Below are 20,687 nucleotides of genomic sequence, written 5' to 3'. Positions count from 1 at the left end.
CGGTGCGCGGCCTGGTCAGTTCTGCACGGACAGCGGCGCCGGCAGCGGCTCGTGGTGCAGCACCGCCAGGCGGGACACCGCCCGGGTGAGCACCACGTACAACCGGTGCAGCCCGCGCGGTTCGGCCGCGACGATCGCGGCCGGCTCGACCACCACCACGTGGTCGTACTCCAGGCCCTTGACCAGCGTCGCGGGCACCACGGTGACCCGCTCCGCGGCCGCCACGTCGTCGGCGGTCGCGGTCGCGACCCCGGCGTCGGCCAACGCCGCGCGCAGCCCGTCGACAGCGTCGTCCGCGGCGATCACACCCACCGAACCGTCGTGGGCCAGCGCCGCGCGCACCTCCGCCACCGTCGCCGAGGTCAGGTCGGTCACGGTACGCACGTCCAGGCCGCCGTCGTGCCGCAGCGACTCAGCCGGCGGTACGTCCACCGCGAGCGCCGGAAGGAGCAGGTTCGCGAACGCGACCACCGCGGCGGGCACCCGGAAACCGATGGTCAGCGGAACCACCACGGCGTCCGGCTTGCCCAGGTGGGCAAGGGAGACCTTCCAGTCCACCGCCGACCACGGTGCGGTGCCCTGGGCGAGGTCACCGAGGAGGGTGATCGAGCCGTGTTCGCTGCGGCGGGCAATGGCCCGACACTGCATCGGGGAAAGGTCCTGTGCCTCGTCCACCACCACGTGCCCGAACCCGGAGGGCCGTTCGAGCAGCCCGGCCGCCTCGTCGATCAGCACCGTGTCGGCGGCGGTCCAGCGGGTCGCCTTCGGGGTCCGAGCCGGTCTCTCCCACCCGAGTAGGGCCTGCTCCGCTTCGTCGAGCACTCCGTCCGCCGCTGCGGCCAGTCGGCCCGGGTCGGAGAGCAGGCCGTGCACCAGCCCTTCCGGGGTGAGGGCCGGCCACACCGCGTCCAGGAAGTCGGTGACCGGTCGGCAGCGGCCCATCCGGCGCAACCAGGCATCACCCGGCGACTCGGCCCGGCGGGCTTCCGCCTGCCGTTGCAGCAGACTCACCACCCGGGCCCGGACCCGCTCCCGCCCGATGTTGTACGGCAGCCCTTCCTCGCGGGTCTCCTCGACGATCCGGTGCAACGGCTCCAACCCGATCCGCCACCGGAACGAACCGTCCGACACCGTGATCGACTCGGTCGGCGTACCGATCTGTGTCTGCACCGCTCGTCGCAGCACGCTCGCCATGCGTACGTCGTGTTTCAGCGCGGCGACCGCCGGGGCCTCGACCGCCCGCACCGGCACCCGGGAGATCAGCTCCTCCACTGTGGCCTGCTCGACCTCGACCTCGCCGAGCGCCGGCAGCACCGCCGCGATGTACGACAGGAACGCCCGGTTCGGCCCGACGATCAGCACGCCCGCGCGTCGCAGCCGCTCCCGGTGCAGATAGAGCAGGTACGCGGCCCGGTGCAGCCCCACCGCCGTCTTACCGGTGCCCGGCGCGCCCTGCACACAGATCGAGTCGGCCAGGTCGGCCCGGACCAGCTCGTCCTGTTCCGGCTGGATGGTCGCGACGATGTCCCGCATCGGCCCCACGCGGGGCCGCTCGATCTCGGCGGTGAGGATCCGACTGGTCGTGCCCAGTTCCTCGCCCCGATCCAACCGCTCGTCCTCGAAGCTGGTCAGCAGCCCGTTGCTGAACCCGAACCGCCGCCGGACCGCCACGCCCTGCGGATCGCGCGCACTGGCCCGGTAGAACGACCGGGAGACCGGCGCCCGCCAGTCCAGCACCAACGGCTCACCGCGCTCGTCGGTGACGTGCCGCCGCCCCACGTGATACCGACGACCGTCATGATCAGTGTTGGTGTTGGTGTTGGTGTTGGTGTTGGTGCTGGTGCTGGTGCTGGTGCTGGTGCTGGTGTTGGTGCTGGTGCCGGCTGTGCGGGCGTCGGTGGTCGTGGTGCCGGTGGGCGCGTCGCCGGTGGCCTCGTCGGCTGTGGTTCCGGGGTTCACCGTTCCCGCGAAATCGAGGCGACCGAAGAAGAGTGGCGTGGTGGGGTCGTCCGCCAGTTCGGCCACCCGGCGGGCCAGGGTGCGCCCGAGCGTCTCAGCCGCGTAGGCGTCACCGGCAACCTGGTCACCGCTGGCGAAGAGAGCCTCGGCCCGCTCCCGCATCCGGCGTAGCGCTGCCCGCGAGGTCGCGAGGTGTTCGCGTTCGGCCGACAGATCCGAGTCGAGGTCAGGTTCGAGGTCAAGTGCGGGCATGCTGACGTCCCATCGTTCACATCTAGCTGCGCGCTCGCGTGTCCGGGGACGGATGGCCGCCCGCCCGGCGCGAAGACGTCCGTTCCGGTGCAGCTCACCTCGGCCGTCAAGCGGCCTGCAACCTTACGCTCCCAGGCCGGTTCCTTCCACCGAATTACCCACACCACCACCCATGCGAGATGGCGTGTCGCCAGGTGGTGCGGTGGTGCGGTGGTGTGCATGGTGCGGTGGTGTGCGTGGTCGCCGAGTGGGTTCGCGAGGGTCATCGCGGCGGGCGAGGTGTGTTTGCGGCCCGGCTCACACGGGGGAGCCTGCCGTCGTGGTTCAGCTCCGATCCGGGGCTACGCGAACAGGCCATGGCGGGATGACCTCGCGCGGACGGCCGCGCCTGGCTCCGCGATCACCATCGGGCGTGCCTGCGGGGACGGCAGTGCTGGCCTTCGCGATCACCATGCGGCCGGTTTTGCGCCGGGTGAGCCTGCGCGGACGGGGGCGCCTGGCTCCGCGATCACCATCGGGCGTGCTTGCGCGGACGGCCGTGCTGGCCTTCGCGATCACCATGCGGCCGGTTTTGCGCCGGGTGAGCCTGCGCGGACGGGGGCGCCTGGCTCCGCGATCACCATCGGGCGTGCTTGCGCGGACGGCCGTGCTGGCCTTCGCGATCACCATGCGGCCGGTTTTGCGCCGGGTGGCCCGCTTGGACAGGCGCTTGCCTCCGCGACCGTCACGCAGCCGACGTGCGCGGGCGGACTGCGCGGACAGCCTGCCCAGGCGTGCGTGGGCGGCGTGTGGGTGCGCCGGTATGCGGGTGGCGTCGGGGATCGCTGGCGTGGTCGGCTCCGCTTCGATGGCGGAGGCATGTCTGCCGGTATCAGCAGCGCCGGTGGTAGAGGTTGCGTCGTGGCGTGCGCAGCGGATCGAGCCAGTGGGGCGGGAGGAAGTCGGGTCGGCCGTCGGCTGCGATGCGGATCTTCCAGTCACTGCGGTGGACCAGCCGGTGGTGGTAGCCGCAGAGCAGCACAGCATTGCCCAGTGCCGTCACACCACCGTCGGCCCAATGCCGGACGTGGTGACCATCGCACCACCGGGACGGCCGATCGCAGCCAGGGAAGGCGCAACCGCCGTCGCGAAGCACCAGCGCGCGGCGCAACGGGCCGTTGAAGAGCCGGCGCTGGCGGCCGACGTCCAGGACCTGGCTGTTGCCGCCCAGCACCGCAGGCAGCACGCTTGCGTCGCAGGCGAGACGCCGGATCGCGCCGGGCGTGAGGGGTTCGCCGGTCTCCAGGGTGCCGGCGCGTACGCCGTTGACCAACTCGTCCAACGAGACGGTCACAACGAGTTGCGGCCGGTCGCCACCGTTGTCGGGCAGCTCACCGGTGCGCAGCGCGAGCCGACAGACTTCGCCCAGCGCGTCCGCTCGACGCTGACCGGGGCTGCGGTCGTCGTGCTCACCGGCCGGGGCGCAGAGCGGATCGATCGCCTCTCGCAGCAGACACGCGGTTTCGGTGTCGAGGTTGCCGCTGAGGCGTACCTGCCCGTTGTGCTGTTCGGAGAGCGTGACGTGCCGGCGGGCCTCGGCACGCTCGGTGGCCCGCTTGAGAGCGGCCAACTCGGCCTGGTCGGCCAAGTCCGGTGCGACGTGCGTGAGGACGCGGTCCCCGAGACGGCCCAGGGTGGTCGGATCGAATCGGTCGGCCCAGTCGACCAGGAGTCGGGTGGCTTTATCCGCCACCTCCGGGCCTGCCTCCTGCGGAAGGGCGGCGATCGTTTCTGCCACCACCCGACCCTGGTCGACGGACATCGCACCGCTGAGCAGCGCGTCACGCACCGCCGGTGGGGCGGCGTCGATGGTGGTGGCGAGCTGAACCAGTTGGCGGGCGGAACGGCCGGTGAGCCGAAGCCGTTCCCGCAGCCACCCGGCTGTGGACGAGGCGCCCTGGGCGGTCGCCAGGCCGCGGCTGTCCAACTCGCGCACCAGACCGAGCTGAACGGTGGCCAACCGCTGCGCCAACACGTGCGCCGCGTCGAGGGACCCGAGCAACTCACTGTCGGAGAGCGCCCACAGCGAGGCTTGGGCGCAGTCGTCGACTGCCTCACCCGCCTGCGCCAACGCACTCAACATGGGGAAAGAATAGAACGTACGTACGACAATTCTGATCCTTGTTGATCAATGTTCTCCCCATGTTTTCGAGTCGAGTCGTATCGCCCCGAGTCGCCGCCTGCTCGTCGCTGTTCGTGCGTGCCACGCGGCGGGCGAGGCTCCGGGCGGAACGGGCGCCGCGGCCGAAAGCGACAGGCGGCACCGTGGCCGGGGCTCTGCGTCGCGCTGCCCCGCGTCGCGCTGCCCGCATCGCGCTGCTCGCGCTGCTCGCGCTGCTCGCGCTGCTCGCGCTGCTCGCGCTGCCCGCGCTGCCCGCGCTGCCCCGCGTCGCGCTGCCCGCATCGCGCTGCTCGCGCTGCTCGCGCTGCTCGCGCTGCCCCGCGTCGCGCTGCTCGCGCTGCCCCGCGTCGCGCTGTCCGCGCTGCCCGCGTCGCCCGGCCGAGCCCGCGCTGCCCGCGTCGCCCGCGTCGCCCGGCCGGGACCGCGCTGCCCGCGTCGCCCGGCCGGGCCCGCGCTGCCCCGGGTCATGCCTGCCGCACCTCGTGACCCCTGGCATGCCTCGTCGCCTGGGCGCCGGCTGGGGGGGGCGGCCCACTGTGCTGGACGCCCAGGCGCACCGGGGCCGTTCGCTGAAGGGATGCCGGGGTGGTGGCGGGTCGGTAGGTCGGCCGGGATCATGGGGTCATGACCGAGGCCCGCCCCGATTCGCGTCGGATGACGATCAGTGACCCGCAGGTGATGCGGGCGATGGCCCATCCGGCCCGGATCGCGATCATGGAGTACCTGAACAGCCGCGAGAGCGGCGGGACCGCCACCGAGTGCGCCGAGATCGTCGGGCTGTCGCCGAGCGCGACCAGCTATCACCTGCGGGCGTTGGCGAAGTTCGGTCTGGTCGAGCAGGCGCCGAGCCGTGGGGACGCGCGCGAGCGGCTGTGGCGCGTGTCGAGTGCGAGTGTGTTGGTCGAGGCCGGCCGGGACGCCGGGCCTGAGGCGCGTGCGGCCGAGCAGGCGCTGGTGGAGGCCCATGCGGTCCGAGGCATGGAGCGCACTCGGGACTGGTTGCGGCGCGCCGGGGACGAGCCTCAGGAGTGGTACGACACGGCGCTCTTCACCGACACGTTGCTGTTGCTGACCGCCGAGGAGTTGAGCGGGCTGAACGAGCAGGTCATGGCGCTGCTTCGGCCGTACCAGGCGCGACGGCGGCAGGCGGATCCCCCGTCGGGGGCGCGTTCGGTCGCCGTGCAGTACCGGACGGTGCCGCTGGCGTAGTCCGCTTGCGCGTACCGGTTGTGAAGGATTATTTTCGAAGTATGTCCTTCACAACTGGTACGTCGCGCTGGCCGGACGTCTGGCTCGCCGCCATCGCACGCGGCACCACGATCTGCGGCGACTTCCTCGCCGCCACCGCGCTCGCGCTGGCGTTGCAGGGTGCCGGTGCGGGAGGGCTCGCCGTGTCGGGGCTCCTGCTCGCGGCCACTGTGCCGCTGGTCGCGCTCGCCCCGCTCACCGGTCGGCTCGTCGACCGGGTGGACAGCCGCGCCCTGCTGGTGACCGTCGGGCTGGCTCAGGCGGTGATCTGCACGTTGCTCGCCGTCGCCGAGCACCCGATCGTGGTCGTGGGCCTCGTCGCGCTGCTCGCCTGCGGGCTCGCGGTGACCCAGCCCTGCCTGGCGGCGCTGTTGCCGGCGATGGTCCGCCCGGCCGACCTGCCACGCGCCAGCGCGATCAGTCAGAACGCCGTCTCCCTCGGCGCGCTCGGCGGACCGGCGCTGGCTGGTCTGCTGGTCGGGCAGTTCGGCACTCGCGTACCCCTGCTTCTCGATGCCGCGACCTACCTTGCGCTGGTCGTCGCGGGGCTGCTGCTGCGGACCCGGCGCGGCGGCCGCCGACCCGCCACCGCCGCGCCGGGGCCCGCGGGCGGAACAAGCCACCGGGGTACGGAGCTGGGCTGGCGACTGCGTCGTGACCCGCTGATGCTGGTCATGGTGGCGAGCACCGCGGTGGTGATCGCGGCGATCGGCGGCATCAACGTGATCGAGGTCTTCTTCATCCGGGAGACGCTGCACGGTTCGGCGACCACCTACGGCCTGGTGGGGGCGGCCTGGATGGCCGGAATGCTGCCCGGTAGCTGGCTCGCCGCACGACTCGCCCGCCGGTTCGACGACGACGCGGCTCTCATCCGTGGGGTGCTGGTGAGCCTGGCCGTGTGCAGTCTGCTGGTGCTGCTCGCCGCTGGGGTGCCGACGGCCGGTCTGCTGGTGCCGCTCTGGCTGGTGGCCGGTGCGGCGAACGGCGGCGAGAACGTCTTCGCCAACCTGCTCATCAGCCGCCGGGTGCCGGAGGGGATGCGTGGCCGGGCGTACGCCGGCTACGGCGCGGCGGTGCAGGGCGGCTCGATGACCGGTTACCTGATCGGCGGCGCGCTGCTCGCCGCTGTTTCGCCCCGCCCACTGATCGCCGGAGCGGGCCTGGCCGGTCTCCTGGTGGTGCTGGCGTTCGTGCCGGTGGTCGCCCGGGCGGTACGGCGGCCGTCGTCGGGCGAGGCGACGGACGACACCGCGGTGCGGGGTTGGCCACTCCGGCCCGACCCGCCGAGCCGGAACCCGAGGCCGGGGATACGGTCGGGTCATGGCTGAGCGCATCGCACGCCCGCGGGTCGGGCACATCCAGTTCCTGAACTGCCTGCCGATCTACTGGGGTCTGATGCGCTCCGGAGCCCTGCTCGACGTCGACCTGCACAAGGACTCGCCGGACCGGCTGAGCGCGGCACTGGTCGCCGGTGACCTCGACATCGGCCCGATCACGCTGCTGGAGTACCTGAAGCACGCCGACGAGTTGCTGCTCCTGCCGGACCTGGCGGTGGGCAGTGACGGACCGGTGCTCTCGGTCAACATGGTCTCCACTCGACCGCTCGGCGAGTTGGACGGGGCTCGGGTGGCGCTCGGCTCGACCTCACGGACCGGGGTGATGACCGCCCAGCTGCTGCTCGCCGAGCAGTACGGTGTCCGACCCGACTACTTCCGCTGCCCGCCGGACCTGACTCAGATGCTGCTGGAGGCCGACGCCGCGGTGCTGATCGGGGACGTGGCTCTCCGGGCGTACTACGAGGCGCCGCAGCGGGGTCTCACCGTCACCGACCTCGGGCAGGCGTGGCGAGAGTGGACCGGGCTGCCGATGGTCTTCGCGGTCTGGGCGGTCCGCCGCGACTTCGCCGCCGCGCACCCGGGCATGGTCAAGGAGGTGCACGAGGCGTTCCTGCGCTCGCGGGACCTCTGCCTGGCCGAGTTGGACCAGGTCGCCGAGGCGGCGGCGCGCTGGGAGACGTTCGACGCGGCGACGCTCGCCACGTACTTCCGGACTTTGGACTTCTCCCTCGGCGACCGCCAGATCAAGGGGCTACGCGAGTGGGCCCGGCGGGCCACCGCGATCGGCGAGGCCCCGGCGCTGCCGGACGGCGGCCCGGAGTTCTTCGCCGGCTGAGCGACGAGCCGGGAGCGCGGCTCAGACGCCGGGGCGCAGCAACGCTTCGGTGATCTTCTCGCAGTTCTTCATGCCGTAGTCGTAGCCCATGTTGATCGGGTACCTGACCATCACGCCCATCGTCCAGGTGTCCCCGATCGCCAGGCAGTTGATGTGCATCTCCTGCTCCTTCGTCCGGTCGATCCACCCGTTCTTGATGGCGATCTGCTTCTGCTCGGCGGCCGGGAAGGCCTTCCGGATGCCGAAGTCACCAGCGCCGCGCACCAGCTTCATCTCGTTGAGCAGCCACTTGGTCCACTTCGGCCCGGCGGCGGTGCCGGTGGCGATGCAGTTGCCGAGGCGGGCCGTGTCGCGTGGGGACAGCGCCGTCCGGGACCAGCCCTTGTCGGGGGCGACGCTGCTGTCGGTCAGCTTGCACATGGAGATCAGCCGCTTGATCGAGGCGTCCCGGCCGACCTGGTTGTAGAACTGTTCGGCCCGGGTGTTGTCGCTGTCCCGGATGATCCGCGTCGCGTCGGCGAGTTTCGCGTCGCTCGGCGTCTGGCCGGCGTCGGCCGAGCGACGCAGGTAGTCGGCGACGATCCAAGACTTGATCAACGAGGCGGTCGTGCTGGTCTCGCCCATGTTCTTGGAACCGATGATCTGCCCGGTCCGGCGGTCCAGCACGCTCCAGGAATACCAACCCTCGATGTCCAGGTCGAGGTTCTTCGCCACGAACGGCAGCGGCTCCAACGACGGGCTGGGGCTGGGCGACGGCGGGGCCGGCTGGCGAGCACTGCGGTCGGTGGCCGAACCCGTGGACCGATCGTTGGTCGTGGCACCGGCGTCGCCCCACTTGGCGGCGGCGGCCGACTCGAACGGTGACCCGGGCAGCAGCCGCAGCGAGACCAGCACCAACCCGATCAGGATGACCGCGATCGCGACCAGCCGAAGCGGGGACGCCTCGGCGCCGTCGCGCCGGCTGGTCCGACGGTTCCCGGCCATCAGAGCTTCCCGACCGGCTGCTGCGGCACCTTGAGCGCGGCACCGGGCTGCGGGGTCACCAACTGGGTGGCCACGCTCGCGCAGACCTTCGCGCCGTAGTCCAGACCGCTCTTGATCGGGTAACGCAGCATCACCGCGAGGCTCCACTTGTCGTTGACGGCGAGGCAGTTGACGTGCCAGTTGCCGTCGTAGTTGATCGGGGTCCAGCCGTTCTTGATGCTGACCGGGCCCTGGGCGGTGATCGACTTGGGAAGGCCGTCGATGATGCCCCAGCGCCCGCCGCCCGAGCTGGGCCGCTGGTCCTTCGCCGCGGTGGTGCCTCTGACCTTGGCCATCTGATCCAGCACCCACTTGGTCCACTTCGGGCCGGCAGCCCGGCCGTCGGCGATGCAGTTGCCGACGCGGACCGCGTCACGAGGAGACATCCGGGTGAAGCTCCACCAGCCCTCGTACTTCGGGACGTTGCCCCGTTTGGTGTCGGTCAGCCCGCAGATCTTGATGGCCCGCTGCATGACCGGACCGATCTGCCCGTTCGGCAACACCCGGTAGGAGCCGCCCGCAGCGCTGTAGACCTCGTTCGCCGCCCCGTCGTTGCTGTCGACGATGGCGAGGCTGGCAGCCTTCTTCAACGCCGCCGTCGGCTCCTTGTCGCCGAGCTGCCGTAGGTAGTCGGAGACGATCCACGCCTTGATCATCGACTCGGTGGAGCTGGTCGCGGTCATGTTCGGCGACCCGGAGATCTTGCCCGTCTTCCGGTCCATCAGTGCCCAGGAGAAGAAGTCACCCTTGAAACTCACCGACACCGGTCCGGGGGCCAGCGTGGGCGGCGGTGGCGGCGCGGGCGCGGGCGCGGCGACGGTCGAGGCGCCGCCTCCGCCTCCGCTGCTGTCGCCGTCGGAGAGCCGGGCGTACGCGGCGGGGACCAGGAGGACGCCGCCGAGCAGGACCGCCGTGATGGCGAGCACCATGGTCACGCGAGATCGCATGAGTGGGTGAGCTCCAGGTGTCAGGGCCGGGGGGACCGGCTTGTTGTCCGGACGGACCGGCCGACCGCCGAGGCCGGGGGAGGTGGCCTCTGTCTTCGCGGCAATCGTCGGAAGCCGATCGGTGTGACGGCGGAAAGTCTACGTCCGGTTGTGCGACCCGCCAGGCTTCGACACTAGGCAACCTGCGATAAAGGCGGGATATGCGACCGGTATGCCTTTGTTGTGTGGATTCACCTTTGTTTCGTGGCCTAAGTCACTGGGGTTTGCCACCGGCCCAGGTGACGTAAAGCGCTCAATCCGTCACGGATGGGATCCTCGGATTCCTGTTACACCCCCTGGCGCATCGAGGTGCAAGCTGTAACACTTAGCCTCATGTATGGCAACGACTTCTCCGCCCCGGGCGCCCCGGACGAGGGGCCCGGCGGAGGCCTGCTGGGCGAGGTCGAGGCCGCCGAGGCCGACCTGCGCGCGGCAGCGGCTCGCGGGCGGCGTGGCGGCCCCACACCCGACGAGGACCTGGCCGCGTACTTCGCCGAGGTCGTCGACGCCGAGCAGAAGATCGAGCCACGGGACTGGATGCCCGACGCGTACCGGCGGACGTTGATCCGGCAGATCGCCCAGCACGCCCACTCCGAGATCATCGGCATGCAGCCGGAGGGCAACTGGATCAGCCGGGCCCCGTCACTCAAGCGCAAGGCCATCCTGCTGGCCAAGGTGCAGGACGAGGCGGGCCACGGTCTCTACCTCTACGCCGCCGCCGAAACCCTCGGCATCAGCCGCGACGAGCTGGTCCAGCTGCTGCTCGACGGAAAGCAGAAATACAGCTCGATCTTCAACTACCCCACCCTGAGCTGGGCCGACGTGGGCGCGATCGGGTGGCTGGTGGACGGCGCGGCGATCGTCAACCAGGTGCCGCTCTGCCGCTGCTCCTACGGCCCGTACGCCCGGGCGATGATCCGGGTCTGCAAGGAGGAGTCGTTCCACCAGCGGCAGGGCTACGAGATCCTGCACACCCTGGCGCACGGCACCCCGGGGCAGCGGGCGATGGCCCAGGACGCGGTGGACCGCTGGTGGTACCCGTCGTTGGCCATGTTCGGCCCGCCGGACGGCGACTCCACCCACTCCGCCCAGTCGATGGCCTGGAAGATCAAGCGCTTCTCCAACGACGACCTGCGTCAGCGTTTCGTCGACATGTGCGTCCAGCAGGCCGAGATCCTCGGGCTGCGCATCCCCGACGAGGACCTGCGCTGGAACGAGGAGCGGCAGGCGTACGACTACACCCAGCCGGACTACGACGAGCTGATGCGGGTGATCTCCGGCGACGGGCCGTGCAACCGGGAACGGATCGCCCACCGCCGGGCCGCGCACGCCGACGGCGCATGGGTACGCGAGGCCGCCGCGGCGTACGCCGCGAAGCGGGCGGGACAGAAGGAGACGGCCGCGTGAGCGAGCGTAGTGAGCGAGCCGAGCAATCCGGCATGACGAGTCATTCGCCTCTGTGGGAGGTCTTCGTGCGGGCCCGACGCGGGCTGTCGCACACCCACGTCGGCAGCCTGCACGCCCCCGACGCCGAGCTGGCCCTGCGTAACGCCCGGGACCTCTACACCCGCCGCCAGGAGGGTGTCTCGATCTGGGTGGTGCCGGCCGGCGCGATCACCGCGTCCAGCCCGGACGAGAAGGACGCCTTCTTCGACCCGGCCGCCGACAAGGTCTACCGCCACCCCACCTTCTACGAGGTGCCGGACGGGGTGGCTCACCTGTGAGCGAGCGGAGCGAGCGAACCAGGCGGCTCAGCAGCGGGGCGCTTCGCGTCGCCGCCGAGCGCAGCGAGGTGGTGGCGGGAAGCGAGCGAACCAGCCGGCTCGGCGTGAACAAGCCGTTCGACTTCACGGTCGGCCTCGCCGACGACGCGCTGATCGCAGCGCAGCGGTTGGCCGAGTGGACCACCAGTGCGCCGGAGATGGAAGAGGACATCGCGCTGGCCAACATCGCCCTCGACCAGCTCGGCGCGGCCCGCCTGCTGTTGTCGTACGCGGGTGAGCTGGAGGGCGCGGGCCGGGACGAGGACGCGCTGGCGTACCTGCGCGACGACCGCGAGTTCCGCAACGCGCTCCTGGTCGAGCTGCCCAACGGCGACTTCGCGGTGACGATGGCGAAGCTGTTCTTCCTGGCCGCGTACCAGCTGCCGCTGTACACCGCGCTGGTCGACTGCGCGGACGAGCGGCTGGCCGCGATCGGCGCGAAGGCGCGCAAGGAGTCGGCGTACCACCTGGACCACGGCGCGCTGTGGGTGAAGCGGCTCGGCGACGGCACCGAGGAGTCGCACCGTCGGATGCAGGCTGCCGTGGACCAGGTGTGGCCGTACACCCATGAGCTGTTCGTCGCGGACCCGGCGGCGCCGGTCGACCCGGTCACAGTGCGCCCGGCGTTCGACGAGACCGTCAGCGCGGTACTGGCCGAGGCGACGCTCAGCCGGCCGGAGAGCGCCTGGGCGCCAGGTGGCGGACGGACCGGCGTGCACACCGAACACCTGGCGTACCTGCTCGCCGAGATGCAGGTGCTGCACCGCGCCCACCCCGGGGCACAGTGGTGAACCCCAGGGCGGCGGCCGCGTCGGTGGTGGACCCGGAGATCCGGGTCATCACCATCGACGAGCTGGGCATCCTGCGGGCGGTCGAGGAGGATCCGAACAGCGGTCGGGTCACCGTCACCATCACCCCGACCTACACCGGCTGCCCGGCGATGGACGTGATCCGCGCCGACATCCGCCGCGCGCTCGCGGTGGCGGGTCACCCCGACGCCGAGATCCGCACCGTCTTCAGCCCACCATGGAGCACCGACTGGATCTCCGCGGACGGGCGGGCGAAGCTCGCCGCCGCCGGGATCGCACCGCCGGCTCCGGCTCCGGCGGCCGGCGTCGTGCCGTTGACCCTCGCGGTTCGCTGCCCGCGGTGCGGGTCGCCGGAGACCGAGCAGGTCAGCCGGTTCGGCTCCACCGCGTGCAAGGCGCTGTGGAGATGCCGCTCCTGCTCCGAACCTTTCGACCACCTGAAGGCGCTGTGACTGTCACCATCACCCGTCCGGTCCGGCGACGGCCGGTCTTCCACAGGTTGGCGGTCTCCGCCGTCGACCGGCTAACCGACGACTCCGTGGCGGTGACCTTCGCCGTACCCGAGGAGTTGCGGGAGACCTTCGCCTTCCGCGCGGGCCAGCACCTCACGGTCCGTCGGGTGGCCGAGGACGGCACCGACGTGCGCCGGTCGTACTCGATCTGCTCGACCCCCGACGACCTGGCCCGGCACGGCCGGTTGCGGATCGGGGTGCGGGAGGTTCCCGGTGGCGCGTTCTCGGCGTTCGCCTGCGGGGCGCTGCGCAGCGGCGACACGGTCGAGGTGCTGCCGCCGCTGGGCACGTTCACCACGGCGTTCGCGCCGGACCGGGTGCGGCACTACGGCGCGGTCGTCGCGGGCTCCGGCATCACCCCGGTGCTCGGGCTGGTCGCGACCGCCCTGGCCGTCGAGCCGGCCAGCACCTTCACCCTGGTGTACGGCAACCGCACGGCGAACACGGTGATGTTCGCCGAGGAGTTGGCCGACCTGAAGGACCGCTACCCCACCCGGCTGCACCTGGTGCACGTCCTCTCCCGGGAACAGGGCGAGTCCCCGCTGCTCTCCGGGCGGATCGACGCGGAACGGCTGGGCCGGTTGCTCGACGGCATCGTGCCGGGTGACCTGATCGAGGAGTGGTTCCTCTGCGGCCCGTACGGCATGGTGGTCGACGTCCGGGACGTGCTGACCGCACGCGGGCTGCCCGAGTCGGCGGTGCACACCGAGCTGTTCCACGTCGACGCGCCGCCGGAGCCGGTGCGCCGACCCGTCGAACAGGCGGGCTCCGGGGCCGAGGTGACGATCGTGCTGGACGGCCGGTCGTCGAGCTTCACCATGGGTCGCGAGGAACGGGTGCTGGACGCCGCGCTGAAGGTGCGCGGCGAGCTGCCGTACGCCTGCAAGGGTGGTGTCTGCTCGACCTGCAAGGCGAAGGTCGTGGACGGCGCGGTCACCATGGCCCGCAACTACGCGCTGGAGCCGGACGAGCTGGCCGCCGGATACGTGCTGACCTGCCAGTCCAGCCCGACGACCGACCAGCTCACCGTCGACTACGACGCATGACCGACGACCGGCAGTTCGTGGAACGGTTCGCCGAGGTGACCGGGGGCCGGCGGCCGACCGGCCTCGTGGAGGGGTGGGAGCAGGTCGTCGAGTTTGCGAGGAGGGCTACCACGACAACCTCGACGAGTACTGGTTCGACCTCAGCATCCGGCACGCCATCGACAGGATGCTGACCGACGAACGGTTGTTCGGCTTTCCGCAGATGGGCTGGGTCCGGCGCTCGCCGCCGAGCTGCGGGACACCTACGACATCCGCATCGAGGTGCGCGAGAGTTGACCGGTTGGGGGCTGTGGGACGTGCCGCACCTCGACGGGGCCAGGCGGTCGAGCCGGGTGAGGCGACGTAGGCTCGGGGTGTGACGGTGAGCCGGGAGATCGACGACATCCTGCAGCGCGGTGCGGACGGCGGGCGGATCACGCCCGAGGAGGCGTTGCTGCTCTACACCGAGGCGCCCTTCCACGCGTTGGGCGAGGCGGCGGACGCGGTGCGCCGGCGGCGCTACCCGGACAACGTCGTCACCTACCTGATCGACCGCAACATCAACTACACGAACGTCTGCGTGACGGCGTGCAAGTTCTGCGCGTTCTACCGGGCGCCCAAGCACCAGGAAGGGTGGACCCACCCGACCGAGGAGATCCTTCGCCGGTGTGGTGAGGCCGTCGAGTTGGGCGCTACCCAGGTGATGCTCCAGGGCGGGCACCACCCGGACTACGGCGTGGAGTACTACGAGGAGCTGTTCTCCTCGGTCAAGCAGGCGTACCCGCAGTTGGTCATCCACTCGATCGGCCCGAGCGAGATCCTGCACATGGCGAAGGTCTCCGGGGTGAGCCTGGACGAGGCCATCGCCCGGATCAAGACGGCCGGTCTGGACTCGATCGCCGGTGCCGGTGCGGAGATGCTGCCCGAGCGGCCTCGCAAGGCGATCGCGCCGCTCAAGGAGTCGGGCGAGCGCTGGCTGGAGGTCATGGAGCTGGCCCACCGGCAGGGCATCGAGTCGACCGCCACCATGATGATGGGCACCGGCGAGACGCACGCCGAGCGGATCGAGCACCTGCGCATGATCCGGGACGTGCAGGACCGCACCCGCGGTTTCCGGTCCTTCATCCCGTGGACCTACCAGCCGGAGAACAACCACCTCAAGGGCCGCACCCAGGCGACCACGCTGGAATACCTGCGGCTGGTCGCGGTGGCTCGGCTCTTCTTCGAGACCGTGCCGCACCTGCAGGCGTCCTGGCTGACCACCGGCAAGGACGTCGGTCAGCTCGCGCTGCACATGGGCGTGGACGACCTCGGCTCGATCATGCTGGAGGAGAACGTCATCTCCTCCGCCGGTGCGCGGCACCGCTCCAACCTGCACGAGCTGATCGGCATGATCCGCTCGGCGGACCGGATCCCCGCGCAGCGGGACACCCTCTACAACCGGCTCGCCGTGCACCACACGCCGGCCGACGACCCGACCGACGAGCGGGTGGTCTCGCACTTCTCCTCGATCGCGCTGCCCGGCGGCGGCGCGGGCAAGTCCCTGCCGTTGGTCGAGGTCAACTGACGCGTGTCGAGGCCCGGCCGTTCGGCTGACCGCCACTCATGCTCCCGCCGGAACACCCCGGCGGTACGGGTGGTCCCGGTCGCCGCTCCGTCAGGCTGCCCGGCGTGGGGGTGGTGGAGATGATCGCCGACGGCTAGCGTCGCGGCTCGTATCCGTTGCCGCCGTGGCTTGCCGAGACCGGTGCGATCGTGCTGGTGGCGGATGGTCTGACGGTCCTCGTCGTGGGTTCGTCCTCCATCGGCCCGTTGCGGGTCGTTCATATAACGCACGGCGGTACGGGCGGGATGGGTGACCATCCCGCCCGTACCGTCTGGCCAGCTCGGGCCGGACGGATGAAAAACGGGTGCGCCCGCTGGCGTGCGAGATCGGCCTCCGATAGCGTCCGCTCGTTCCGCAACACACTCTCTTTCTTCCCTACCCCCGGGGGACTGATGACAGCGTTCCACCGTTCGACGCTGGTGCGCGCCAGTGTCGTGGCGTTACTCGCGGCCGGTGGCATCGCCGCCGTGGCCGCTCCGGTACTGGCGGCCGAGGAGGCCGATCTGGCCCTGGTACCGCTCAGCTACAACCTGGCCAAGGGTGTCACGGAGGCCAAGAGCAAGCCGTTCAAGTTCACTGTCGACAACACCCGCAGCAAGGAAGACGCCAAGGGCGTCAGCTACACCGTGGACACCAGCAAGCTCGACACCGGCAAGGTCCGGGTCGTGGTGCCCGACGGCTGCAAGGTGAACGGCGAGAAGTTCACCTGCCGCCTCGGCGACCTCGCCGCCGGCACCAGCGAGGACTTCGGCATCCCGGTCTTCTCCATCGGTGGGCTGGGCGCCGCCGGCGCTCTGGTGGTCAACATCCGCTCGGCCACCGACGACCCCAACAAGGAAGACAACAGGGTCCGGCACGACATCACCGTCACCGAGCCCGGTTACGACCTGACCAGTTGGGTGCAGGACGTCAACGCTAACGTCGTGGTGAACGGCGTCACCGGCGACGACCCGAACCTCCGCCCCGTACGACCGGGCGAGACCGTGCCGGTCGACTGGGCGATCTACAACGACGGCAGCCGCAAGGCCACCGGCGTCGCCTACGTGCTCACCCTCCCCGCCGGCGTCACCTTCGACACCCTGCCGGACACCTGCACCGCGCAGACCTTCGGCGTCGCCCAGGCGCTCTGCCAGGACGACGGCGCGGTGATCCGGCCCGGTGACTACTACACGGCGGACATCAAGGTGACAGTCGGCAAGGACGTCACCCAGCCGGTGCTGCGGGTCGGCGAGCTGGTCGCGCACGGTCTGGACGCGGCTGCCGGCACGCCCGAGGAGAAGCCCGCGCGGGCCAGCACCGCCCAGCGCAAGGCGTTCACCGAGGTCGACGAGGGCGACAACCAGGCGGTCTTCGACGTCTTCGTCGAGGTGGAAGTGGAGCCGACCCCGACGCCGACGCCGACCGTCACGCCGACGGTGACGCCGACTCCGACGGTGACGCCGACCCCGACGGAGACGCCCACTCCGACGGTCACGCCGACCCCGACGGTGACGCCGACGCCGACTCCGACGGTGACGCCGACGCCGACGGTGACGCCGACCCCGACGGAGACGCCGACCCCGACGGTCACGCCGACCCCGACGGTGACGCCCACTCCGACGCCGACGGCCACTCCGACGGAGACGCCGACCCCGACGGAGACGCCGACCCCGACGGAGACGCCGACCCCGACGGAGACGCCGACCCCGACGGAGACGCCGACCCCGACGGTGACGCCCACTCCGACGGTGACGCCGACGCCGACGGTCACGCCGACGGTGACGGTCACGCCGACCCCGACGGTCACGCCGACGGCGAGTGGTACGCCGACGCCCGGCATGACCGTTTCGCCTGCTCCCGGCGGCGGCTCCGCCGGTGGCGGGCCGGGCGGTGGTGGTCTGCCGGTGACCGGGGTGCAGGTCGGCCTGATCGGCGGCATCGGATTGGTCATCCTGCTCGTCGGTGGAGCGCTGCTGGTGCTCTCCCGTCGACGCAAGGTCGTCCTGGTCTCCCCGAGCGACGAGAAGTCGACCGACTGACCCGGGCGTCCTGACGAACGGACCACAGGTACGACGAGCGGGCGGGGTGGGCGACCACCCCGCCCTTCGCTACCGGAGGCGCACCACCCAGCCCTGTCGTCGCGCCGGAGGCGCACGACCCAGCGAGCGGCGGTCGGCGGGCGGCTGGCAGAGTGGTGGCGTGAGCCGTACTCCGCAGGGCCAGCGAGCCAGCCTGGACAAGCAGCCGCACGAGGTCGCCGCGATGTTCGACGGCGTGGCCGATCGTTACGACCTGACCAACACGGTGATCTCGATGGGTCAGGACCGCTCCTGGCGTCGGGCCACCCGGGCGGCGCTCGGGCTGCGGCCGGGCGAGCGGGTGCTGGACGTGGGCGCGGGCACCGGCGTCTCCACGCGGGAGCTGGCCCAGTCCGGGGCGTACGCGGTGGGGGTCGATCTGTCGCTGGGCATGCTGCAGGTCGGCAAGCGGGTCCGTCCCGAGGTGCCGCTGCTGGCCGGGGACGCGCTGCGACTGCCGTTCGCCGATGCCAGCTTCGACGCGGTGACCATCTCCTTCGCGCTGCGCAACGTCAACGACACCGACGCGGCCCTGCGGGAGTTGGCGCGGGTGACCCGGCCGGGCGGGCGGCTGACGGTGTGCGAGTTCAGCACCCCGGTCAACCCGGTCTTCCGGACCGTCTACCTGTCGTACCTGATGCGGTCGCTGCCGGTGGTCGCCCGTGCGGTGTCCAGCAACCCCGAGGCCTACGTCTATCTGGCCGAGTCGGTTCGGGCCTGGCCGGACCAGGCCGCGCTGGCCGGGCGGGTCGCCGCGGCCGGGTGGGGGCGGGTGGCGTGGCGCAACCTGACCGGCGGCGTGGTGGCTCTGCACCGGGGCATCCGCGAGTAGCGGGCGTCCGCGAGTAGCGGGGCGTCCGCGAGCAGCGGGGCACGTCTCGACATGGGTTGGTACGGACATTATTCAGGTTCCGTGAATATCGGCATTTAGTCCACTTTGCCCCCTACGCTGGTTCGTATGACCGGAGCAGACCCGGCGGACCCGGTGGCCGCCACCGACGACGACGCGGCCGAACTCATCGCACAGTTGCGGGCGTTGGCCGGCGCTGATCCGGTGGAGGTACGGCAGGTGGTCGCCGAGGTGTTGGCCGCACTCGACCGGGCGGCGGGTGGGGCACTCCGCGAGCATCTGCCGGAGACCATCCGGGTCGATGCGGGGCTGGACGCCCCGAGTCCGGCCTGACACCTGCCTGCTGTGGACGGTCGTGGGCTGTCACATCGGCGAGTTAGGTACCCCTGATCCTGCGCTGGTATGACGCCGGTCATACACTCGTCCCGTCTGGCTTGTGAAGCATTTCACGAGCGTGCGGGAGGAGGCGCGAATGACCGCGGTGGAACACGATGCCGACGTCATCGTCGTGGGCGCCGGTCCCGGTGGGTCAGCGACTGCGTACCACCTGGCTCGGCACGGCGTACGGGTGCTGTTGCTGGAGAAGACCGAGTTCCCGCGCGAGAAGGTCTGCGGCGACGGGTTGACTCCGCGCGCCGTGCGCCAGCTCATCCGGATGGGCGTGGACACCTCGCCCGAGGCGGGTTGGCTGCACAACCGCGGTCTGCGGGTCATCGGTGGCGGCGTACGCCTCGAACTGGACTGGCCGGAGCTCGCCAGCTTCCCCAACTACGGCCTGGTGCGAACGCGACTGGACTTCGACGACCTGCTCGCCCAGCGGGCCGTGGCCGCCGGTGCCAAGCTGCGGACCAGCGTCAACGTGCTCGGTCCGGTGCTCGACGGCGACGGCCGGGTCACCGGCGTCGAGGCGGAGGTCGGCCCGGGCAAGGAGCCCACCACCTTCCACGCCCCGCTGGTCGTCGCGGCGGACGGGGTCTCCGGCCGCTTCCCGCTCGCGCTCGGGCTGGCCAAGCGGGAGGACCGGCCGATCGGCGTGGCCGTCCGCCGCTACTACCGCTCGCCGGCCAAGCACGACGACGACTACCTCGAGTCCTGGCTGGAGCTGCGCAGCAAGGACAGCGGCGACAACCTGCTGCCCGGGTACGGCTGGATCTTCGGTCTCGGCGACGGCCGGGTCAACGTCGGCCTCGGCGTGCTCAACTCGTCCTCCGCCTTCGGCAAGACCAACTACCGCCGGCTGCTGACCGACTGGCTCGCCAACACCCCCGAAGACTGGGGCATGACCGACGAGGCCAACGCCGACGGCCCGATCCTGGGTGCCGCGCTGCCGATGGGCTTCAACCGGGTGCCGCACTACACCCGTGGCGTGCTGCTGGTCGGTGACTCGGGCGGCATGGTCAACCCGTTCAACGGCGAGGGCATCGCGTACGCGATGGAGTCCGGCGAACTGGCCGCGGAGGTCATGGTCCAGGCTCTCGCGCGGCCGGCCGGTCCGGAGCGGGAGCGGGCGCTGATGGCGTACCCGAACGAGCTGAAGGCGCGCCTCGGCGGCTACTACCGGCTGGGCGGCATCTTCGTGAAACTGATCGGCCGCCCGGAGATCATGCGGATCGCCACCAAACACGGCATGCCGCATCCGACGCTGATGCGTTTCGTGCTCAAGCTGTTGGCCAACCTGACCGATCCGCGTGGCGGGGATGCGATGGACCGGGTCATCAACGCGATGACGAAGGCGGCCCCGGCCGTGTAAGTAGGACGGCATCGGTGCTGGTCACGGCCCCGACGCCGACAAAGATCGACCCCCGCCGACTGCCGCTGCGAGGGACGTGAATAGTGTGATTTTCGTCAAGCACCGAGGGCAGGGAAGGACGAGCAGGAGAAAACGATGTCGCTCTCGCCTTACGCACCGATCATCGGGCTGTTCGCCCTCGCCGCGGCGTTCTCGCTGTTTTCCGTCGGCGCCGCCCGCTTCGCCGGTCCGCGCCGCTACAACAAGGCCAAACTCGAGGCTTACGAGTGCGGCATCGAGCCCAGCCCGCAGCCGGTCGGCGGCGGCCGGTTCCCGATCAAGTTCTACCTGACGGCGATGCTCTTCATCGTCTTCGACATCGAGATCATCTTCCTCTACCCCTGGGCGGTCTCGTTCGACGCTCTGCCGATCTTCGGCTTCGTGGAGATGGTCCTGTTCATCGTCGCGGTCTTCGTTGCGTACGCCTACGTGTGGCGGCGCGGCGGCCTGGACTGGGACTGAGGAAGGAACGTCA

18 protein-coding genes are annotated in these 20,687 nt (G+C 70.9%); 14 read left to right on the top strand and 4 right to left on the bottom strand.

Annotated features, from left to right (window positions below; translation table 11 throughout):
- Window positions 1-15 precede the first annotated feature (15 nt).
- Together O7617_RS10425 and O7617_RS10420 are read right to left on the bottom strand one after the other, a co-directional pair.
- Window positions 16-2,211: an AAA family ATPase gene (locus O7617_RS10425; protein ID WP_282263135.1), complete on the bottom strand. Its 2,196-nt coding sequence runs from the start codon at window positions 2,209-2,211 to the stop codon at window positions 16-18.
- An 871-nt stretch (window positions 2,212-3,082) separates the two neighbouring features.
- A complete protein-coding gene (locus tag O7617_RS10420; protein WP_282263134.1) occupies window positions 3,083-4,333 on the bottom strand; it encodes an HNH endonuclease signature motif containing protein in 1,251 nt (416 codons plus the stop codon).
- Window positions 4,334-4,996: 663 nt separating this feature from the next.
- On the opposite strand from O7617_RS10420, the gene O7617_RS10415 reads away from it, so the two are divergent.
- The 3 genes from O7617_RS10415 to O7617_RS10405 are packed head-to-tail and all read left to right on the top strand — an operon-like array spanning window position 4,997 to window position 7,792.
- Window positions 4,997-5,581, top strand: a complete 585-nt coding sequence (locus tag O7617_RS10415) for a winged helix-turn-helix domain-containing protein (protein ID WP_282263132.1) — start codon at window positions 4,997-4,999, stop codon at window positions 5,579-5,581.
- A gap of 41 nt (window positions 5,582-5,622) precedes the next feature.
- The gene (locus tag O7617_RS10410) at window positions 5,623-6,948 is read left to right on the top strand and encodes an MFS transporter (RefSeq protein ID WP_282263131.1); all 1,326 of its coding nucleotides are present in this window, start codon (window positions 5,623-5,625) and stop codon (window positions 6,946-6,948) included.
- Window positions 6,941-7,792 (top strand): menaquinone biosynthesis protein, encoded by an 852-nt coding sequence (locus O7617_RS10405; protein ID WP_282263130.1) that lies wholly within the window; start codon window positions 6,941-6,943, stop codon window positions 7,790-7,792. Before O7617_RS10410 ends, O7617_RS10405 begins: the two co-directional genes overlap by 8 nt.
- A 21-nt stretch (window positions 7,793-7,813) precedes the next feature.
- Here the strand turns inward: O7617_RS10405 and O7617_RS10400 are convergent, their stop codons facing one another.
- Window positions 7,814-8,776 (bottom strand): hypothetical protein, encoded by a 963-nt coding sequence (locus O7617_RS10400; RefSeq protein ID WP_282263129.1) that lies wholly within the window; start codon window positions 8,774-8,776, stop codon window positions 7,814-7,816.
- Window positions 8,776-9,762: a hypothetical protein gene (locus tag O7617_RS10395; protein WP_282263128.1), complete on the bottom strand. Its 987-nt coding sequence runs from the start codon at window positions 9,760-9,762 to the stop codon at window positions 8,776-8,778. The genes O7617_RS10400 and O7617_RS10395 overlap by 1 nt, the downstream gene beginning before the upstream one ends.
- A gap of 372 nt (window positions 9,763-10,134) precedes the next feature.
- Between O7617_RS10395 and paaA the strand changes: the two genes are divergently transcribed.
- The 11 genes from paaA (at window position 10,135) to O7617_RS10340 (ending at window position 20,674) form a co-directional block, all read left to right on the top strand.
- Entirely contained in the window at window positions 10,135-11,208 is a 1,074-nt protein-coding gene (gene paaA / locus O7617_RS10390; RefSeq protein ID WP_282263126.1) for a 1,2-phenylacetyl-CoA epoxidase subunit PaaA, read from the top strand.
- Window positions 11,209-11,240: 32 nt separating this feature from the next.
- Entirely contained in the window at window positions 11,241-11,525 is a 285-nt protein-coding gene (paaB, locus tag O7617_RS10385) for a 1,2-phenylacetyl-CoA epoxidase subunit PaaB (RefSeq protein WP_238668904.1), read from the top strand.
- Between the two features lie 68 nt (window positions 11,526-11,593).
- Window positions 11,594-12,355, top strand: a complete 762-nt coding sequence (gene paaC, locus O7617_RS10380) for a 1,2-phenylacetyl-CoA epoxidase subunit PaaC (protein ID WP_282264697.1) — start codon at window positions 11,594-11,596, stop codon at window positions 12,353-12,355.
- The gene (gene paaD / locus O7617_RS10375; RefSeq protein ID WP_282263124.1) at window positions 12,349-12,825 is read left to right on the top strand and encodes a 1,2-phenylacetyl-CoA epoxidase subunit PaaD; all 477 of its coding nucleotides are present in this window, start codon (window positions 12,349-12,351) and stop codon (window positions 12,823-12,825) included. The genes paaC and paaD overlap by 7 nt, the downstream gene beginning before the upstream one ends.
- Window positions 12,822-13,931 carry a 1,2-phenylacetyl-CoA epoxidase subunit PaaE gene (gene paaE, locus O7617_RS10370; protein ID WP_282263123.1) on the top strand — a complete coding sequence of 370 codons (1,110 nt, stop codon included), beginning with the start codon at window positions 12,822-12,824 and terminating at the stop codon, window positions 13,929-13,931. The genes paaD and paaE overlap by 4 nt, the downstream gene beginning before the upstream one ends.
- A gap of 355 nt (window positions 13,932-14,286) precedes the next feature.
- Entirely contained in the window at window positions 14,287-15,477 is a 1,191-nt protein-coding gene (mqnC, locus tag O7617_RS10365) for a cyclic dehypoxanthinyl futalosine synthase (RefSeq protein ID WP_088986770.1), read from the top strand.
- Window positions 15,478-15,908: 431 nt separating this feature from the next.
- Window positions 15,909-17,534 carry a hypothetical protein gene (locus O7617_RS10360; RefSeq protein WP_282263122.1) on the top strand — a complete coding sequence of 542 codons (1,626 nt, stop codon included), beginning with the start codon at window positions 15,909-15,911 and terminating at the stop codon, window positions 17,532-17,534.
- Window positions 17,535-17,694: 160 nt separating this feature from the next.
- Complete coding sequence (locus O7617_RS10355; RefSeq protein WP_282263121.1) at window positions 17,695-18,405, top strand: demethylmenaquinone methyltransferase; 711 nt, start codon at window positions 17,695-17,697, stop codon at window positions 18,403-18,405.
- Between the two features lie 126 nt (window positions 18,406-18,531).
- A complete protein-coding gene (locus O7617_RS10350) occupies window positions 18,532-18,756 on the top strand; it encodes a hypothetical protein (RefSeq protein ID WP_130406437.1) in 225 nt (74 codons plus the stop codon).
- 139 nt (window positions 18,757-18,895) lie between these two features.
- The gene (locus tag O7617_RS10345; protein ID WP_282263118.1) at window positions 18,896-20,173 is read left to right on the top strand and encodes a geranylgeranyl reductase family protein; all 1,278 of its coding nucleotides are present in this window, start codon (window positions 18,896-18,898) and stop codon (window positions 20,171-20,173) included.
- 135 nt (window positions 20,174-20,308) lie between these two features.
- The gene (locus tag O7617_RS10340) at window positions 20,309-20,674 is read left to right on the top strand and encodes an NADH-quinone oxidoreductase subunit A (protein ID WP_007454588.1); all 366 of its coding nucleotides are present in this window, start codon (window positions 20,309-20,311) and stop codon (window positions 20,672-20,674) included.
- Window positions 20,675-20,687 lie beyond the last annotated feature (13 nt).

Origin of the sequence: Micromonospora sp. WMMD1155, assembly GCF_029581275.1 — a bacterium.
Taxonomy (GTDB): domain Bacteria; phylum Actinomycetota; class Actinomycetes; order Mycobacteriales; family Micromonosporaceae; genus Micromonospora.
Note: the sequence above shows the minus strand (reverse complement) of the source record. Positions and strands in the feature narration are given on the sequence as shown.

Excerpts from the sequence above, each read along its gene's own strand:
- O7617_RS10345 (WP_282263118.1), top strand. The coding sequence starts at position 18,896 with ATGACCGCGGTGGAACACGATGCCGACGTCATCGTCGTGGGCGCCGGT.
- paaB (WP_238668904.1), top strand. The coding sequence starts at position 11,241 with ATGACGAGTCATTCGCCTCTGTGGGAGGTCTTCGTGCGGGCCCGACGC.
- O7617_RS10395 (WP_282263128.1), bottom strand. The coding sequence starts at position 9,762 with ATGCGATCTCGCGTGACCATGGTGCTCGCCATCACGGCGGTCCTGCTC.
- O7617_RS10425 (WP_282263135.1), bottom strand. The coding sequence starts at position 2,211 with ATGCCCGCACTTGACCTCGAACCTGACCTCGACTCGGATCTGTCGGCC.
- O7617_RS10405 (WP_282263130.1), top strand. The coding sequence starts at position 6,941 with ATGGCTGAGCGCATCGCACGCCCGCGGGTCGGGCACATCCAGTTCCTG.
- paaA (WP_282263126.1), top strand. The coding sequence starts at position 10,135 with ATGTATGGCAACGACTTCTCCGCCCCGGGCGCCCCGGACGAGGGGCCC.
- O7617_RS10340 (WP_007454588.1), top strand. The coding sequence starts at position 20,309 with ATGTCGCTCTCGCCTTACGCACCGATCATCGGGCTGTTCGCCCTCGCC.
- O7617_RS10420 (WP_282263134.1), bottom strand. The coding sequence starts at position 4,333 with ATGTTGAGTGCGTTGGCGCAGGCGGGTGAGGCAGTCGACGACTGCGCC.
- O7617_RS10360 (WP_282263122.1), top strand. The coding sequence starts at position 15,909 with ATGACAGCGTTCCACCGTTCGACGCTGGTGCGCGCCAGTGTCGTGGCG.
- O7617_RS10415 (WP_282263132.1), top strand. The coding sequence starts at position 4,997 with ATGACCGAGGCCCGCCCCGATTCGCGTCGGATGACGATCAGTGACCCG.
- O7617_RS10350 (WP_130406437.1), top strand. The coding sequence starts at position 18,532 with ATGACCGGAGCAGACCCGGCGGACCCGGTGGCCGCCACCGACGACGAC.
- O7617_RS10410 (WP_282263131.1), top strand. The coding sequence starts at position 5,623 with ATGTCCTTCACAACTGGTACGTCGCGCTGGCCGGACGTCTGGCTCGCC.
- O7617_RS10400 (WP_282263129.1), bottom strand. The coding sequence starts at position 8,776 with ATGGCCGGGAACCGTCGGACCAGCCGGCGCGACGGCGCCGAGGCGTCC.